Annotated in this window: 12 protein-coding genes; 10 read left to right on the top strand and 2 right to left on the bottom strand. The window is 57.7% G+C overall.

The features are described 5' to 3' along the window. The first annotated feature begins 15 nt into the window (after positions 1-15). From Q31a_RS04465 to cysK, 7 genes are all read left to right on the top strand, one after another. The gene (locus tag Q31a_RS04465) at positions 16-1,185 is read left to right on the top strand and encodes an RICIN domain-containing protein (RefSeq protein ID WP_145074591.1); all 1,170 of its coding nucleotides are present in this window, start codon (positions 16-18) and stop codon (positions 1,183-1,185) included. Positions 1,186-1,349: 164 nt separating this feature from the next. After that, positions 1,350-3,017, top strand: coding sequence for an NPCBM/NEW2 domain-containing protein (locus tag Q31a_RS04460; protein WP_145074588.1), 1,668 nt, complete (start codon positions 1,350-1,352; stop codon positions 3,015-3,017). Between the two features lie 314 nt (positions 3,018-3,331). Further along, a complete protein-coding gene (gene yajC / locus Q31a_RS04455; RefSeq protein ID WP_145074585.1) occupies positions 3,332-3,787 on the top strand; it encodes a preprotein translocase subunit YajC in 456 nt (151 codons plus the stop codon). A 41-nt stretch (positions 3,788-3,828) separates the two neighbouring features. Then, complete coding sequence (gene secD / locus Q31a_RS29930; protein ID WP_197356194.1) at positions 3,829-7,161, top strand: protein translocase subunit SecD; 3,333 nt, start codon at positions 3,829-3,831, stop codon at positions 7,159-7,161. Between the two features lie 279 nt (positions 7,162-7,440). Beyond that, entirely contained in the window at positions 7,441-8,844 is a 1,404-nt protein-coding gene (locus Q31a_RS04445; RefSeq protein ID WP_145074582.1) for a hypothetical protein, read from the top strand. A gap of 3 nt (positions 8,845-8,847) precedes the next feature. Beyond that, the gene (locus Q31a_RS04440; RefSeq protein ID WP_145074579.1) at positions 8,848-9,978 is read left to right on the top strand and encodes an aminotransferase class I/II-fold pyridoxal phosphate-dependent enzyme; all 1,131 of its coding nucleotides are present in this window, start codon (positions 8,848-8,850) and stop codon (positions 9,976-9,978) included. A 174-nt stretch (positions 9,979-10,152) separates the two neighbouring features. After that, positions 10,153-11,094 (top strand): cysteine synthase A, encoded by a 942-nt coding sequence (gene cysK / locus Q31a_RS04435; protein WP_145074576.1) that lies wholly within the window; start codon positions 10,153-10,155, stop codon positions 11,092-11,094. 126 nt (positions 11,095-11,220) lie between these two features. On the opposite strand, the gene Q31a_RS04430 is transcribed toward cysK, so the two are convergent. Both Q31a_RS04430 and Q31a_RS04425 read right to left on the bottom strand, forming a co-directional pair. Next, a complete protein-coding gene (locus tag Q31a_RS04430; protein ID WP_145074573.1) occupies positions 11,221-13,749 on the bottom strand; it encodes a hypothetical protein in 2,529 nt (842 codons plus the stop codon). After that, positions 13,739-14,272, bottom strand: coding sequence for a tRNA (cytidine(34)-2'-O)-methyltransferase (locus Q31a_RS04425; RefSeq protein WP_145074570.1), 534 nt, complete (start codon positions 14,270-14,272; stop codon positions 13,739-13,741). The genes Q31a_RS04430 and Q31a_RS04425 overlap by 11 nt, the downstream gene beginning before the upstream one ends. A 72-nt stretch (positions 14,273-14,344) precedes the next feature. Here Q31a_RS04425 and Q31a_RS04420 point away from each other — a divergent pair, with 72 nt between their 5' ends. From Q31a_RS04420 to Q31a_RS04410, 3 genes are read left to right on the top strand one after another with little or no spacing between them, the layout of a single operon-like run. After that, positions 14,345-15,169: a hypothetical protein gene (locus Q31a_RS04420; RefSeq protein ID WP_145074567.1), complete on the top strand. Its 825-nt coding sequence runs from the start codon at positions 14,345-14,347 to the stop codon at positions 15,167-15,169. A 3-nt stretch (positions 15,170-15,172) separates the two neighbouring features. Next, on the top strand, positions 15,173-15,805 hold the full coding sequence (locus Q31a_RS04415; protein ID WP_145074564.1) for a paraquat-inducible protein A: 633 nt from the start codon (positions 15,173-15,175) through the stop codon (positions 15,803-15,805). Next, positions 15,806-17,584: an MlaD family protein gene (locus tag Q31a_RS04410; RefSeq protein ID WP_145074560.1), complete on the top strand. Its 1,779-nt coding sequence runs from the start codon at positions 15,806-15,808 to the stop codon at positions 17,582-17,584.

The raw sequence follows: 17,584 nt of genomic DNA, 5'->3' as shown, positions 1-17,584 counted from the left end.
TGGAAGAGCTGTGCGATGCGAACCCGATGCCCTCGAGCCCCAGTTGTGTGCTTCCTCTTACTGGCCAGTTGTCGTTGGGGTATTTGCCATGCGCAGCCTCCCGCCAACGCCTTCGATCCGTCGGGGAACGTTCGCTACAGCTCGATCTTCTCGCAGCGAACAGAGCTGAAGCCCCAAGTTGCAGATGCAGAATTGGTCCAAATTGGAACGATCGGTCCTGGCAAGCAACCACGCTACCTTTCGCGACGCACCGGTGGGGAACTGGCCAGCCTCGCTTCCCCTCCAGCCGGCGAGGCGGATTGGTGGGTCACCCCCGTGGGCGCCGGTCTGGTTCGCATCCAGTATCAGCAGCGGGGGCAAGTCCTGGCCATCGGCCTACAGGGCAAAAATCGAATTCAACTGCAACCCATCGGCCAGCATGCTCGCCAGCTATGGCGGCCTGTTGCGAGCGGCCAACATGCCCAACAATTCTTACTGGAAAGCGTCGCACAGCCAGGTTTCTGCCTTACCCAAGCGGGCGGTGGTCGCGTCGCACTCCAGCCCATCGCTGTCGCCGCTACCCAACAATGGTTCGCTATCGCGCCGCCTGTGGCGGCCACCTATGAACCAATCTGGCGAACCGTCCATCAGGAAGTGGTCCCTAACACACCGCTGCCGGACGCGGTGCTGGAACTAGCCAACAATCATCGCAATGCCTTGCTCATCCTGCTAGCAGATCGCCGACCGGGCAAGGAGGTTCAGGACTTGCAGATAGCCGCTGGGAGCTCCCAAGTCGTGGAGCTAGAGCGCGACGCAGGCGCCACCCTGGTAGAAACCACTGAGGTGCGAACACCAAGTGGAGTTTGGAGTCGCGAACAATACACAACCCCGATTCCTCCCAGCACCTATTACGACCTGAGTGCCTATGAGGTGCATTTGCAGTCGATTGCCATTGACCGAACTGGCAAGAGCCCTAATCCCATTGAAGACACGAACTATGTCCCCAAAAGCTTGGGCTGGTTTCTGCTGCCAGCCGGTTCAGCGCTGCCGGAATCAGGACGCTTGGACGTTTTTGAGCAAGCGAGCCGCGCTAAGAATCCCGGAGCAGTCCGCCGTCTAGATCCGGCGAGGTTAGAAGCAGACGCCGCGGATCCCGTCGAGAAACTGCTCCAAGAATTGCAATCCACCCCGCGTCGCAGCTTCTAAACCAAGGTTCGGCCGCGACCAACCAGCCATACCGTCCACTCGCTGAAATTGCTTCAGCAGGCACCGCACGGGAGGCTCGGCCGCATCCCAGAGCTTCAGCATTCAAGACCTGCCAGACTCTCGACTCTCCGGCAGGGCAGCGTGGCCCCAACAAGGGCAAGACCATGGAATCGATCCACCAGACATACACCACCTCCCCGAGCTCCATCTTGCCGCGATTTACCTCCCCGCGCACTGCCGCACCGACGCCGCGATCCCTCACAGCAACAGTGGGTAGGGACCGCGATTCCATTGCTTCTGAGACAGAACAGCGAGCCGCCAGCAGGACAAATCACGCGCACGCACCTACGGCGACGAGGGGCACTCGTTACTGCGTTGCTGGCTTCGTTGGGCTGCTAATTCACCTCGCCACTGGCCTATCGGTCACCGCGCAAACCCTACACACCGCCAATACCATCTACAGCCAAGCTTCCTTGCGTAGCATTGAGCTGGACGGTAGCTGGCGATTCGACGTTTCCGGCGATGTAGTTCCAACGCCTCCTGTCGCTGCGGAAGCAAGCGATACCGCCCCATCCCCCGCAATCGACAAGACTCAGACCACCCTGCCACTGGAGCAGATCGTGCGTTGGGGAGGTTGGCGTGGCCCGCGGCGGACACAAGCGGCATGGCTCCAAGGGGGAAGCTGGCTCTGCGGGGAGATCCTGCCTCGAGCGGGCGGAGTTGACATTCAAAGCGATTGGCTCGAAACGCCACGCATTCCTTGGCCCAATTTGCGTGGACTGCTGCTCAACCCACCCGCATTGCAATCCCAATGCATTCAGCTGCAGAGTGAAATGCAGGCCGCAGAGGGCGAGCTCGATCAAGTGTGGCTGAGCGATGGTCGACAAGTGGCTGGGGTGATTGCTTTTGCCAGACCCGACGATGCCAACGATGCGTTGCCACTACGCACCCTTAAGATGGAACGCGCCGGCCAAAATCTGGAATTCGACTGGAATTCGATCCAAGCGATCGTGTTCAGCCCGGCTCTGGCAGGCTCCTACAGTGAGTTTTCGAATGCCAGCAAACTCGGCTTGCGCGATGGCAGCCTGCTAGGAGTTCGCAGCTTGAAGGCAACCGCGGCGGGGGTGCACCTTGAGCTCCTCTCGGGCATTTCGGTCAGATCGCTTGACCCACTCGCTGAATTCCCTCAGGTGGTTGAATACATTTCTGCGGTCCCTCCCCAAACGATTTTCTTGGCAGACCTCCCCCCGGACAGCTTTCGGCATTTGGAAGAAAATGCGCTGCAGTGGCCCCTGGGACGCAATCGTGACATGTGGGGCCGTCCGCTGCTGGTGCGGCTAAACTCCAGCCTCCCATCCACGGAACGGACAGACACCGGAGCCAGGTCCTCCATTCCCCCTGGAGAGCGAGTGGCCACTCAGCAAGAGGCTGCCGTGCGCCCCACGATCTGGAGCGAAACGGTCCAAGTTGAGCGTGGATTGGCAATGCACGGCAGCTCGCAAGCTGCCTATCGCTGGGATGGAAAGCCTGGAACGTTTCTAGCCGAAGTCCGACTGGCTGCCCCGCTCCCTCAGGCAAAGCGGTTGACGGGCGAGGTTCGTTGCAAAGTAATCGTAGCCCGCGCGGGAAAACTCAGTCCGATCGTTGATCGACAACTCCCGTCCGATCCTGCTCCCCCGCTAGGCCAGGAGGATGCGCTTCGCATTGCCTGCGATGTCACGGGGGCACAGTTGATCGTCTTGGTAGTCGAGTCAGGGGCAGACGGAGGGTACGGAGATCAAGCCCTGTGGTTGGACGCGCGAGTTGTCGCGGAAAAACCTGAAAGGAATTGAATATTTTTCGCGAGCCTTGATCCGTGGCTCGCATTCCACGTCGTTCCATTGCCTTGGGAAAGTTAAGCAAGTTTGGTGGACAAAATGCTGGCTAAACCACCCCGAAACGAGCGAGAGCATCCCCTCTGGAGGTGGTTCTCAAGTGTCTGTTGGCGGCACAGCTCTGCGACGCACGAAATCCATAGGCCTTGTGAGAAATTTCCTTGACTCGTATCATTTCGCGTTGATCTAGATACCGGTGGAGTGGGAGCATTCCATTCCGGAATTAGTGGTGCATTTCTTGCCCTTGGCGATCTTGGAAATTTGAAGCGCGCATGAAGTACGGGTTAGCAGAGTTGTGGTCTCATTCTTCGTGGTTACTCACGAACCATGTTTGGCTTATCGGTCAAGGAGATACGAAGGTATCGCCAGATTCCGGCGCCGACGTAGTGGGGGCGGGTGCCGACCTCGAGGTGGGCGCTGCCGGTGACATGAATCCCATCATGCTGTTCCTAAGCAATCCGCTCAATTTGCTCTTGCTGAGTGCGATTCTGTTCATGTTCATCGTGATACGACCGCAACAGAAACAGATGAAGCAGCTGCAAAAATCGTTGGCGGAACTGAAGAAAAACGATCGAGTGGTCACTGCAAGTGGCATTCATGGAATCGTGGTTCAGGCCAATGCTGGCGAGAGCGTGATATCGATCCGTATCGACGAAAACTCCGGCGCGCGCATGACAGTCAACCGAGATTCGATCGCCAAAATTATCAATCCAGAAAACAAAGGTTAATCGAGTTCACCTAGCGAACTTGGGTTCCGTAAGGACTTTCAATGGACGGCTCTTTAATTCTCAACTCCCTCTCAAGCCTCATGCTGTTCGCTCAGGGTGCCGTGGATCCCACGGTATCGGACCAGGCAGAAAAGGCGTTTGATTGGGCCCCCTATGGCGTAGGGGCGATGTTCGTGCTCGGCATTTTTGTCGTGCCCTTCATCATCAGCCACCTGATCACCTCTGCAATCCGCATGCAATCGCATTCCTTCCGCTTGGGAGTCATGCTGGCTGCGATCTTCGGCGGATTGCTGTTCGGTTGGGCGCGCGATTTCAAGCTGCCGACCGGCATCGATATGAGCGGTGGTACCAACCTGCTGTATGACATTGTGGCTGACGAGAATGGCGAGAAAATCAACGCCGCGGCCCTAGCCAGTGCCCTTGCAGATCGAATCAATCCTTCGGGAACGAAGGAAATCACCATTCGACCAAGCGGCGAATCGCAGATTGAAATCATCGTCCCCATGGTCGATGAATTCGAATTGCAACGGATTAAAGACCTGTTGCAGAATTCGGGACAACTTGAATTCCGTATTGTGGCCAACACGCGTGACCACCAAGACATTATCGCTTTGGCCAACAAACAAGCCAACAGCACCGTCCCCTCGGCAGCCGTCATGAGCGAGGATGGCGAGCGAGTCGTGGGACATTGGAACACGGTGTCGCGAGAAGAGACGATGAAGAAGGGGGTTTTCCCATTGAAAACCGCCGTCATCGGTGACATCTTGCGAGATACCTACACCGGAAAAATCCTGTCGGTTCCGCAACTGGATACGCGAAACGACTACGCCCTTGAAAATTGGATGGACGCCAACGGAATCAAGGATGTCGACATCCTGATGGCCTACGAGTTTGCGGGACAACCCTATGCGGTTGTGGCTGGCGACGACTTGGCAAGTGCGGCGACCGAGTACGACAAGACGGGTCAGCCCACGGTTTCCTTCCGCCTCAACGCTGTTGGCGCCCAGAAGATGACCGCCATGACCGCCGTCAACAATCCGATCGGCAACTTCCATCGCCGCATGGCGATTATCATGGACAAAAAAGTCCTGTCCGCTCCCAACCTCAATTCAACCATTAGTGGCAACGGGCAAATCACCGGCAACTTTACCAAGGAAGAAGTTGACTTCCTGGTAACCATCCTCCGTTCCGGACGCCTTCCTGCCACCCTCAGCCCCGAACCGGTTTCCGAAAATCGCGTGGGTGCTGGACTGGGAGCCCTGACCATTCGCAAGGGCACCAATGCGTCGATCTGGGCCGTGCTGGTCACCTTCGTCACCATCTTGCTGTACTACCGATTTGCGGGCCTTGTGGCGGCTATCGTGCTGATCATCAACGGCTTGCTGATCTTCGGAGTAATGATCTTCATCGGGCAACCCCTGACGCTTCCAGGACTGGCCGGACTCGTTCTGACCGTCGGTATGTCGGTCGATGCTAACGTGCTGATCTTTGAGCGGATCCGCGAGGAGAAGTCCAAGGGAGCCGCTCAGCGAATGGCAATCCGCAATGGGTTCGACCGCGCGTTTACGACGATCATTGACTCGAACGTCACAACCCTGATTGCCGCGATTGTACTGTACTGGATTGGTACCGACCAAGTGCGCGGTTTTGCGGTAGCTCTGATTATCGGTATTGCGACGAGTATGTTCACCGCGACATTCTGCGCTCGCATCCTGTTCGAAATCGCAGAGAAGCTCAAGCTCGTCAGCCTGTCGATGTCCGATGGCGTGGGCTTCTTCAAACGCACGCTAGTAGGCGATCGCGATATCAATTTCGTGGGCTATCAAAAGATCTGCTTGGCCCTCTCAATTCTGTTGATTGCTGTCGGCCTGACCGCGACCATCCTACGGGGCAAGGACATCCTCAACATCGACTTCACGGGTGGCACCAGCGTAACGTTCCAACTGGAAAACCCGGTTGGCGTGGAAGAATTGCGTTCGATGACCCGTGAAATCCTGGTTACCGACGAGGACGACAAGCCTGTGCAGTCGACCTTGGTCCGCGTTGAAAAGGAACCAGCGGATACCGTCTACTCCCTGGTAACCTCCATCGAAAACCCAGATTTCCTATCCAAGCAGTTGATGGAAGGCTTTGCGAAGAGCAAAGCTGCTGAGCTAGTAACCTATCGGGTCAAGTACCTACCGATGAGCGCTAGTCCGGCCAGCAGTAGCTCCCTGATGCCTGGCAAGTTCCGCTTTGTGTCGTTCCAAGACGACGCAGCACCGGCAGCCGAGACAGCTCCCGCAACCGACGACGCGCCTGCAGCGACCGAATCGGCAGAGGCGACCGATTCCGAGCCGTCCACAGCAACCGAATCGACGGTTCCAGAAACACCCGCTGCCGTGGAGCCCCCTGGAGAAGCCGCTTCTCCAGCAGCAGTACCAGGAGCAGAGACGCCTACCGCTGAGCCTACAGCCGTAGAAACAACCGAGTTCCGACTCGAGTTTAGCGGTAGTATCGATGACCTCGAAACCACATCGGACGAAGACAAAGGTGCCAAGATCGACGGCCCTACACTTCGCAAACACCTGATTGACGGCGCCAAGGGACTGGGAATCAACCTCAACGTTCCATTGGTCGAAGTCATCCCGGATCCGCTACCCGCCGACTGGTTGCCAGACGATGCCAGCGGACACGCGACCTGGATTGTCAAGCTTCCCACCAGCCAAGAAAACGGCCAGCTGATCGCTCAGCATCTGGAAACAGAAATGAAGCAACAGCCTAAATGGCTGTCGCTAAGCAAAATTGGAACGCGAGTTGCCGATGAAATGCAACAGCGAGCGATTGCTGCCATCCTGCTCAGCCTGGTCTTTATCGTCGGTTACATTTGGTTCCGATTCCAGAAGGTGGCCTACGGCTTGGCGGCCGTGGTAGCACTCGTCCACGACGTGATGATCACCCTTGGAATTCTAGCCTTGTGCCATTGGTTGGCGAAACCGCTGGGCTTCTTGCTGATCGAAGACTTTAAGATTGGCCTCACGGAAGTCGCAGCCTTCCTAACGATTATTGGTTATTCGTTGAACGATACGATCGTGGTCTTCGACCGAATTCGCGAAGTTCGTGGACGCAGTCCCAAGTTGACCTCAGAGATGATCAATACCAGCGTCAATCAAACGCTGAGCCGGACATTGCTGACCTCGGGTACGACGATCATCACCGTCTTGCTGCTTTACATTTTCGGTGGTGAAGGCATCCACGCGTTTGCCTTTGCATTGCTGATTGGAATCGTCGTCGGTACCTACAGCTCGATTTTCATCGCAGCTCCAGTCCTACTGTGGATTTCCAATCGCGAAGCCGCTCGCCAGGGCCCCCAACGCCCTGCCATCGATCGCTAGCGCACGTCGCGGCCGCAGGGTGAGCACCACGCGTGCTCACCCTGTTTGTCCGCGCATTCATGAGGCAAATCCGTTTGTGAGGCCCAGGCAGGTGGCTTTCCAAGCTAAGCCCGGGTTGAAATCGGAAAATGCTTGACTCAACGCCATAGCTCGTTATTTTGGCAATGTAGCCTCAGAGCGGCGATAGCAAGATAGAAGATCGAGTATCTGGGGTGGATTGGCGTGTTTGACGCAAATCCCCTGTCCTCAGGATAGTCAATTTACTACGGCAACGAGTGCATGGTCGGCTCCCCCTCCTCAACTCCCCTTCGTCCATCCGTGCAGATGCTCTGCGGGTTCTTGATCTGCCTACTAAGTGTCGCTTGGGGCCAGTTGGCGTTTTCAGAAGAGAGGCCTAGTGCTGCCCCTCAAGCGGATACGACCGCGATGGAGCGACTGTCTGACACCATCGAGAGCTGGATCGGCCAACTCGACTCTCCGGCGTTCCATGAGCGAGAACAAGCCAGCCAACACCTGCTTGAGATTGGCCAACCCGCCGTCTTGCGACTCCAGAAAATGGGGAAGCAAAGCTCGCTGGAAAGCAGCCGACGGGCAGCGGAGATCATTGCAAGCTTCGAGAGAGAAACGTTCGCTGCGCTCTCCAAGAAGTTCTTAACCGAAGCCGATTCTCGCAAGTCCTACGGATTACCGGGCTGGGACGTGTTCCGCAGCGTCGTGGGAACCTCGCGGACCAGCAAACTCCTATTCTTGGAAGCGGTGAAGCAACAAAATGAACTGATGCTCGCCATTCAGGCGCAAGGGGTACTCGGAGGCGTGCTACGCGTCCCCCAAGCTGGCAGCAATGCCGCAATCCCCACCGCGAATTTACTCAAGGTGCAAGACGCCAAGGCCGCAGCGCAGCGTGTCATGACGCTGGCCAATGAAGCGGCATTGGAAATTAGTCTTCGGCAACGCGTCTCCTCGGACTCCAACATCGGCGATATCGTCGCGCTCCTGCTGGCCGCCGGAAATGTCGATCAACCAACCCCGGTCGAAATCAGCGAAGTCGTCTACACAAATCTGTCGCTGTACACCCTCACCCACTATCTATCCAAACAGGGATTCGGTGCTTGCCTCAAACGCTTGCTGGCGGGGTGGATTCCCAAGACGCACGACTCCTTTGCGGGGCGCGCGATGATCGTTGGTTTGGAACACAGCATCCCCGAAGTTACGCTGGTGGCTCGCAAACAGCTCAAACCCAATACGGATCCCCCCACCTGCCGGCTCGCGTTGCAATGCTTTTTACGTTTTGGCGATGAAACAGACGTGCCTCAAGTTGCCGCCTTTCTAGAGGATGAGACCACCATTGTGCGGATCTCCCGTGAAAACTTGATGCAAGCCTTGGACCTACCGAGTGATTTGGGAATCGACGTCTCAGACGTGGGCCCCCCCGGCATCGGTCCCCTAGTGCCGATCCGCCGCGAAAAGCAGTTCTACACGGTGCAGATGAACGACCTGGCACTGGCCACCGCGATGAAGCTGTCCGGAGGATCTCCCGACGCATTCTTCGCCAATTACACCGCCGACGCTCGGTATGGGGCCAACATCTACTCGTTGGCACTCCCGGAAGAAAATGCAGAACTGCGTCGCCAATACATCTCCGATTGGAGAAAGGCTCATTTCCCTGCAGCCCCAACCAACTAAGCCATGAATAATTGGTCCGACTTCTTCCAGCAGAAGTCTGCGAGTCAGGCACGGGCCAACCTGAAGCGTGCGCGTAGCGGACCGCCTTCTTCGCCCGTGATCGATTTTGGCAGCAACGATTATCTAGGATTCCGTCGCCATAGCAGCGTGATTGCAGCGGTCCAACAAGCGGCAGAGCAGGGCTGGGGTAGTGGTGCTAGCCCCGTGATTGGCGGATACAGCCCGCTCCATTCTCAGCTCGAAACGGAATTGGCAAAATTGTCAGGCCAAGCGGACTGCATCACCTTTAGCAGCGGGTTTGGCTGCAATCTGGGGACGCTCGCATGCCTTGCAACCGACGGCGATCTGGTGCTGAGCGATCAACTCAACCACGCCAGCCTGATCGACGGCATTCGCCTAAGCCGTGCTCACCGGCAGGTTTATCCGCACCTTCAAACGCAATATGTCGCAGATTTTCTCAGCCAACATCGCCACGAGTATGCAAAGGTAATGCTGGTGACGGAGTCCATTTTCAGCATGGATGGCGACGCGGCACCACTGGAAGATTTGTCCGAAGTGTGCCGTCGTTTCGATTGTGGGCTCGTGGTCGATGAGGCGCATGCGACGGGGGTCTATGGCCCGCGCGGTGGTGGTCTGCTGGAAGAGCTCAGACTGGAAGAGCAGGTGTTGCTGAAGCTGGGGACCCTTAGCAAGGCCCTCGGTAGCATCGGCGGCTATGCGTGCGGGGCGGCAGCCCCCATTGAATATCTGGTCAACCACTGCCGGAGCTATCTGTTTAGTACAGCCATGCCTGCGCCGGTTGCTGCCGGGGCCCTGGCCTCGCTTCGCTTGCTAGGCGAGACCCAAGTCGAGCGGCGAACACTGCGTGAAGCCTCCCGGCAACTCCGCCGACAACTGTCCGCTGCGGGCTGGAACGTACCGATGGGAGACAGCCCCATTGTGCCTGTGATCATTGGCTCCGAGAAATCGGCCTTGGCGCTGGCCAAGCGTTTGGAGCTGGTTGGCTATCGCATTCCTGCCATACGGCCCCCAACCGTCCCCGCGGGGACAGCTCGCTTGCGAATCAGTCTCTCCAGCTTGCATGGGGAAGCCCAGCTTGCCGGGCTAATCGCCGCCTTTGGCCCAGCTTCCTAAACTGCCATTGCCATCAACAAATGGTATAACGGATGATATAGCAGCCAGCGACACGTGCAGAGCCCATCTTGCCTAGGTTTCAACCTTGAAAACAATGCACAGGGCGGCGCTGCAGATTCTCGATTTCGCAATGGCATCACCACTTTAGAACTAGTTTTCGGTTAGGAAGATAAGATGGCACGCGGCAAGACCTACGCTAGTACCCCTCAGGCTATTGGCGATACCCCGATGATTCAAATTAATCGCCTGATCCCTGAGGGGGGAGCAACGGTCTTTGCCAAATGTGAGTTTTTCCAACCTTTAAACAGCGTCAAAGACCGCATCGGCGTAGCGATGATCGAAGCGGGGGAACGCGATGGCAAGATCAATCAAGACACCCACATCGTCGAGCCCACCAGCGGAAATACCGGAATTGCCTTGGCCTTCGTGTGTGCAGCCAAAGGCTACCGACTGACGCTCACGATGCCTGAATCGATGTCCGTCGAACGCCGCGCCCTGCTGCGTGCCATGGGAGCCAACCTCGTGCTCACCCCGGCCGCCGAAGGCATGAACGGCGCCATCGCCAAGGCGCAGGAATTGGTCGACAAGGATCCTCACGGCTTCATGCCACAGCAGTTCGAAAATCCAGCCAACCCGGCAATTCATGAACAGACCACCGGCCCTGAAATCTGGGAAGACAGTGGGCACAACATCGATGCCATCGTCGCTGGTGTGGGAACGGGCGGTACTTTGACCGGCGTGGCACGCTACCTAAAAAGTGTGAACCCAAACTTCAAAGCGATTGCAGTTGAGCCCAAGCACAGCGCGGTCATCGCTGGCGGACAACCAGGCAAACACCGCATTCAAGGCATTGGTGCTGGGTTCATTCCCGGCAACCTCGACATGTCGATCATCGATGATGTCGTGTCGGTCGAAGACGAGGACGCCTTTGAGTGGGGACGTCGACTGGCCAAACACGAAGGGATCGTTGCCGGAATCAGCAGCGGTTCCAACATGTGGGCCGCCGCTCAAGTCGCCGCCCGCCCCGAGTTCAAGGGGAAGCGGATTGTGACGATCATGTGCAGTCTGGGCGAGCGCTACCTGTCGACCCCTCTGTTCGGCGACCTGGGAACCTAGAGCTTTGCCTAGATTTGAGTTCTGAAAGTTGGCAGGAAAATACCAAGGCTATCTATCTTCCTGCCAAACATCTTCCTGCCAATATTCCGCGAGAAGCTTTGGAGCAAGCGTCTACGGGGGCTAAGCTTACTTGGCTGCGGACTCGAAACGAGCTTGCCATACGGGGTCATCGATCCGTTGTGTGGCGAGCAAGAGCTGGGCTGCTTCCCGTGCCTTGTCGGCATCCCCACCCGCTTGCAAATTGCGAATCAACCTCCAGCGAGCAGCATAGTTGAGCGGGCTTCCGGCTTGCGTTCCAACAATGACGCGCCGCGCGATGTTCGACGAGTCTTGCCAACGTGCCTCGCCCGATTCTGCCAGAGCCTGCGCCAATTGCATCTGCAAATTGGCATCTCGCGGCGCCTGCTCCGTCAATTCGGTTAAGCCCTCCAAAGAACTGCTTGGCCCTTGCAACCAGCCGGCCAAACGCTGGCCGATGGCTTGGGTCAATGTGTTGGAATGATGGATCAATTCCGAAGACCAATCTTCCGCCAACTTGAGCTGGCGGGCCCATTCTACGTGCTGCTCAGCAGGAGTTTCGTCGATCGCGTCGACCAGAGGAGGAGCAAGCACCACTCGAATTCCGGCGGGCAATCCCAACGGCTGCCACTGGTCGGCGATCTGAGCTACCGTGTTCAGCGTTTGACTCCGAACAGCCACGAGCAATCGGAGAGCAATGGCCAATTGTTGCCAGTCACTCGACAATTCGGCGACCGACAACTTCGCCAATGCGCGCAGCCGCTGCTGCTGTTCTTCGGGAGTCGATAGTCGTGCGATTTCGGAGGCAAACAACCGAGTCAGTTCGACGTTCACGGAAGTCGCATTGCGAACTTCGCTCACGGCGTGAGCCGCAGACGGTGCTCTCGATCCATCCACGGGACCGTCCCAGGCGGTTTTCAACGCATCCAATGCAGCAAGCCGTTGTTCGGATTGCGCAAGCACGCCGAACTGCTCCAGCCATAGCCACAGCGTTTCCTTCACAACAGCAGCATCCGCAGATCGCGTTAGGCGAGCGGTGAGCAATTGCAGCAGCTCCGCATGCCGCTGCTGCCCAGCCCACCACAAGACGCTCCACGCTAGTGGCTTTTGCGTTGCTTCCGCATCGGGCCAAAGCTCCAGTTGCTCCTTCAGTCCCTGTTCATATTGGCGGGCCAGTTGAGGATCAGCGGGCGAGGCTTGCAGCAAGCGTTGCAGCGAGGCCAAGACCAACAAATGCGCCTCGGCCGCTGCGGGCTCGGAGGAAAATTTCTGCGTGGTAGGTTGCAATACCTGAACGGCCCGAGCCCATTGCCCCTGGCGGGCATAGAGGGCGGCTGCCTGCGAGGCTATTTTGATCGCGTTGCCGCCTCTGCCAGCTGCCGACTCGATATCGCGATACTGCACGAGCTTCGCTTGTGCATCGGCAAGATTTTCCGCGGCGAGCAATTGGCGCACTTCGACTGCCATGAGCTGTAGGGCGGTAGAGCTGGCGGGCGTGTTTTCGGTAGTTGCAACCGATCCCAACAGGAGAGCATCGGCTCGATTTCGCCAATAGTCACCGAACTGGAGACCGATATGCTTAGCTCGCGCCAGTATTTGACTCATCGCCGCCTCGCGGCGATCTTCGGGCAGACTCTGCAACTCAGAAATCTCGATCTGCAGACTCGCCAACTCGAATTCAGGGTCGGTAGCTGGCAGAAGCGTTAGCAGGGACTGTGCCCGGCTGTTCTCCTGATGGGTACTCAGGTGGGCAATGGCGAGTGTGGCAGCGCGAGTCCGCGTTGTCTCCAGCGGAGCCTCCCTCGCGAGTTCCTCAAGTACCAGCAAGGCTTCAGGAGCGCGGCCAAGGTCAAGCCAGCTGGCCGCTTGGGCGACGCGCAGTGGCTGTCGGGATTGCCAATCCTGCTCAGTCCGGGAGAGCACATCTGACGCCTGAGCATCGACCATGGTGGCCGCTGCAATGCGATCGCTGCTGTTGGCCTCATAGAGTCGCGCTCGGATCAGCAGCGCCTCGCACAGCAGCAGCGCCCCATCGACGGAAAGCTCGTGCAGCTCTTCGGCCGGGGCTTCCGCGCCCCCCAGCGCATTCTGTCTAGCCGCCAGTGGCAAGCGGCGTTTGATGTCTTCCTCCAGTTCCTCCAATAGGCGGGCGACCGCGCGAACCAGTCCCAACGCCTCCTCACGAATCTGGGTATTGGCGGGAGCGGCCAGGAAGGAGGCCAGCGCAGACTGAGCATGCAAAAAATCGCAACGCGCCAGCTGCCACTTCAGCCATGGCAAACGTGGGCTGGAGGGAAACTCTTGCGCGAACTTCCGATACTCGGCTTGGCTGTCCGCCCAGTACTCGGTCGCTTGCGCGGCTTCGCGGACCGCGGCCTGGGCATAGCATTCCATGATGCGCTGCGTCCATTTAGCCTGCTGATTGCTATCGGTGGCCACCAAATCCCGGCGAGTTCGCGCGTACTCAATCGCACTGGTCGTTAGCCCCATCTGCTGCATCGCGCGCAGGGTTCGATCCTCAGCGTCCTCAGCCAGCAGTGGACAACTCCCCAGGCAGCTCAGCATGACAACGATGCTGCAACACTGGCGTACGTATCGGTCGCCGCGGTGCCACGGCCCTGCGATCTCAAGAGGCATGCGGGGGCTCCGCAGAAGCGCACTCTTGATCGAACAGCTGCAATTGACGCGCGGCCTCATAGATCGCAATGCCAGCAGTCGTGGCAAGGTTCAGGCAGCGAACCGGGCCCGGCATGGGCAGGCATATTTGACGATCTGCAAATTCCGCGTGGATCGAATCGGGCAAACCACTCGATTCGTTCCCAAAGACTAGAATATCACCACGTTGATAGGTAACATCGCAATAACGCTGCTCCCCGTACTTGGTAACAAGCCACACGTTGTCGAGAGCCAATCGCTCTCGAAGATGCTGCCAATTGTCGACCAACTCCCAGTCGAGATCGTTCCAGTAGTCCATGCCGGAGCGTTTCAACTGGGAGGAATCGAGACGAAACCCAACGGGTCGAACCATCCATAATTTGGCACCCAGAGCCACGCAAGTGCGGCCAATGTTACCAGTATTCTGGGGAATTTCGGGCTGATAGAGCACCACGTGCAGCGGCGGGGACTCAAGCGAAGCGGCGGCGCTCCCAGTGGCGGTCATGGATTAACTCTTTTATAAAAGCAGTGTTGTAGATTTAGCCATTCCGAATACTCCTCGACTCAATACTATCTTATGGCAATTACAGTTACTTGTCCTGGCTGCCTGAAGCGGTTCAGTGTAAGCGATAAATTTGCGGGGAAGACCGGTCCGTGCCCCAACTGTCAAAAGCAGCTGAAGATCCCGGAGAAGGCCGACGAGGTCGTCATTCATGCGCCCGATGAGGCGGGTCCCAAGGATTCCAAGGGGCGATCCATCTTCAAGCCCATTCGGCGCGAGGAGGTTAAGCTCAGCCTGCCGGTGATCATGACCGTGGCTCTCTCGAGCCTGGTCATCACGGGGCTAGCCCTGGGGCTTGGATTGAGTGGTGGGCCGCCAACAGTCTTGCTACCGCTGGGCGCACTCACCCTCGCTTTCCCACTCGCCTTCCTCGGCTATTGGTTCCTGCGGGACGATGAAAAAGCAGGATACACGGGGAAGGAATTGCTCATTCGGTGCGGGATCTGCGGAGTGGTGTTTGCCGCCACTTGGGGCATCTACGGCTTTCTACCAAGCTACATCAATGGCAACACTGGTGGCATGGTTGAGAACACGAGTTTCGACCTGGCCATTTTTGTGCCGGTGATGGTCGCGCTGGGCACGTTCGCCGCACTTGCCGCCTTCGAGCTTGAGATTGCGTCGTCGCTGCTACTCTACATGCTCTATTTTGGGGTCACGCTCTTCCTGGCTTGGTTGTCGGGTGCGGGATTGGGTGATTTTATGCCTGGCAGCTCTCCAGCTTCAGCGCCCCCCCCCGCCCGCGTCGCCCCAGCCACACCAGGCCCCACTCCCGCTCCACCCGCGAGCCCTGCGATGCCGCCCTCAGGGGATGGGCCGGCGATACCGAAATTGCTGCAATAAACCATGCCAGTCTCCGATCGCTTGAGAGCCTGTCATTGCTGCGGGTTGGTGCACGCCATTCCTCCGCTCGATCCGAAGCAAGAGGCGGCTTGCATCCGCTGCCACTCGACGATCGATACCGGACGACGCAGCGGTGTTCGCAGTTCCGCACGCTGCTTTGCCGCCGCCCTGGGTGGGCTCGCTGTTTATTTGCCAGCTATCCTTTTGCCCATTTTGGAAATCGAAAAGCTGGGCCATCACCATACTGCCAGCCTGCTCGGCGGGACGATCGACCTGATCTGGCATGGCAACCTTTTCGTAGGCTTGGTGGTCCTGCTATTCTCCATCATTCTGCCCCTCGTAAAACTGCTGGCCTTGCTGGAGCTGAGCTACATGGGCCTGACGCGTCGCCAGCATCAAGCTTGGACCTACCGACTCGTAGAATGGACGGGGCGCTGGAGCATGATGGATGTTCTGCTGCTAGCACTGCTCGTCACCCTGGTGAAACTGGGAGATATTGTGTCCTTTCAATTGGGGCCAGCCGTCTTTGCCTTTGTGCTGTGCGTCGTGATGAGTTTAACCGCCTCAATACTGTTTGATCCGCACGCGATTTGGGATGCAACCGACTCCGGTCGAAAGAGAAATGAACCTAGCTAAATGACAGAGCCAGCCTTCCCCTCCGACATCCCCCAAGCCTCGCTCCGCTCGCCGCAGAGTATTGCCGGTAGCCGTTTGCAAACGCGACTGTGGTGGTTGACCGGCATCTGCGTACTACTGGCAATCGGCTTGACCGTCCAGAGTTTCCAATCCCAAGGGCTCTCGATCCGCTTGCACTTCGATGAGGGACATGGATTGAAACCGGGCGACACGCTGCGCTACCGTGGTATCGACGTCGGTTCAGTGACCTCCATCGACCTCACCGAACATTTAGAGGGGGTCCAAGTCAAACTTCTGATCGCACCTGGCAATGAGTCCTTAGCCGTGGCGGGGAGCCAATTTTGGATTCAACGACCACGTCTACAACTCGGACAAATCAGCGGGCTGGAAACGGTCTTGGGAGCCAAGTTTATCGGGGTCCTCCCTGGTCCGAGCGGCAATGCCAGACAGACGGAGTTCACCGGCCTTGAGACTCCACTCTCCTTTACCGACAGCCCTACCGCAGAGCTCCGCATTCAATTCCCGGCCGGTGAAGGCTTGGAAGTCGGTAACCCGGTACGTTATCGAGGTATATCGGTCGGCGAAGTGACCGAAGTAGAATTGTCGGCTAGCGGCGAAGCAGTCTGGGTTGGAGTCCGTCTGACCGAAGCGGCGCGCAATCTGGCCCAGTCGGGTACTCAATTTTGGATTGAACGTCCGCGGCTCGATTTGACCGAAATCCGAGGTATCGAAACACTCTTAGGGGGGCGGTACATTGCGATGCAACCCTCGGGGAGCGGCGACTCGCTGCAAACCGAGTTCGTGGGGCTGGCCGAGCCGCCACCACTCCCACGCCAAAACGGGTCGCTCGAAATTGAACTCGACGCCCCTCGCCGCCTTGGGCTCGTGCGCAGTGCGCCAGTGACCTATCGTGGACTCGAAGTGGGGCGAGTCTCCAATGTCGAATTGGCTAGCGACGGTGCGTCCGTCAAGGTAAGCGTCACGATCGAGGCCGAATACGCGGAACTGGTCCGAGAGAACTCCAAATGGTGGGCCATCGGCGGCATTACGATGGAAGCCAAACTCAGCGGAGTAACCGTTTCCATGGAATCGCTCTCCTCTTGGATACGGGGGGGTATCGCGTTTGCGACGCCCGAGTCACCTGGGTCGCAAGTAGTCACAGGCCATCGTTTCATGCTCGAAGCGGCCCCTCAAGAAGAATGGCTGAACTGGCAGCCTCGCATCGCCGTCAATCGGAACAACTCCCAAGAACTAGGACTGGAGCGACCTCAACCGGTCCGGGTCGTCGCCAGCTGGCGCGACTCGATTCTAGGACTCTATCGACGACGCACCATCGAGAGCTGGGCCATTGCACTCGATGACGGAACGCTAAGAATTCCCGCCAGCTTCATTGCCAAGGCCATTGCATCCCAGAAAGAGGTGCAAATCGAATTGGCGGGGGAGAGTTTTGATTTTGATCCTTTGGATAGTGGAGCTAAGGCGTGGACCGACAAGATCGCAATCCCAGACAGCTTGGCAGTGTCTCGCTGGTCGCGTGCCAACATGTCCACGGCCTTTGACCAAGCTGCGGTGTTCTTGATTGTCAATCCAGAACTCCGCGAACCCATCGCGTTGAACAGTACGCGCGTCGCAGTCAATCCAGAAATCGGACTGGACATCGCACCTGGTGTTGCCATTCCATCGGAGCTCTCCGGTTCACCGGTCATCTCCGCTGCGACCGGTAAACTTTACGGATTGTTGATTGACACCGACACGGGCTGGCATATCGCCAAACTCTAA

Origin of the sequence: Aureliella helgolandensis (assembly GCF_007752135.1) — a bacterium.
GTDB classification, from domain to species: domain Bacteria; phylum Planctomycetota; class Planctomycetia; order Pirellulales; family Pirellulaceae; genus Aureliella; species Aureliella helgolandensis.
Note: the sequence above shows the minus strand (reverse complement) of the source record. Positions and strands in the feature narration are given on the sequence as shown.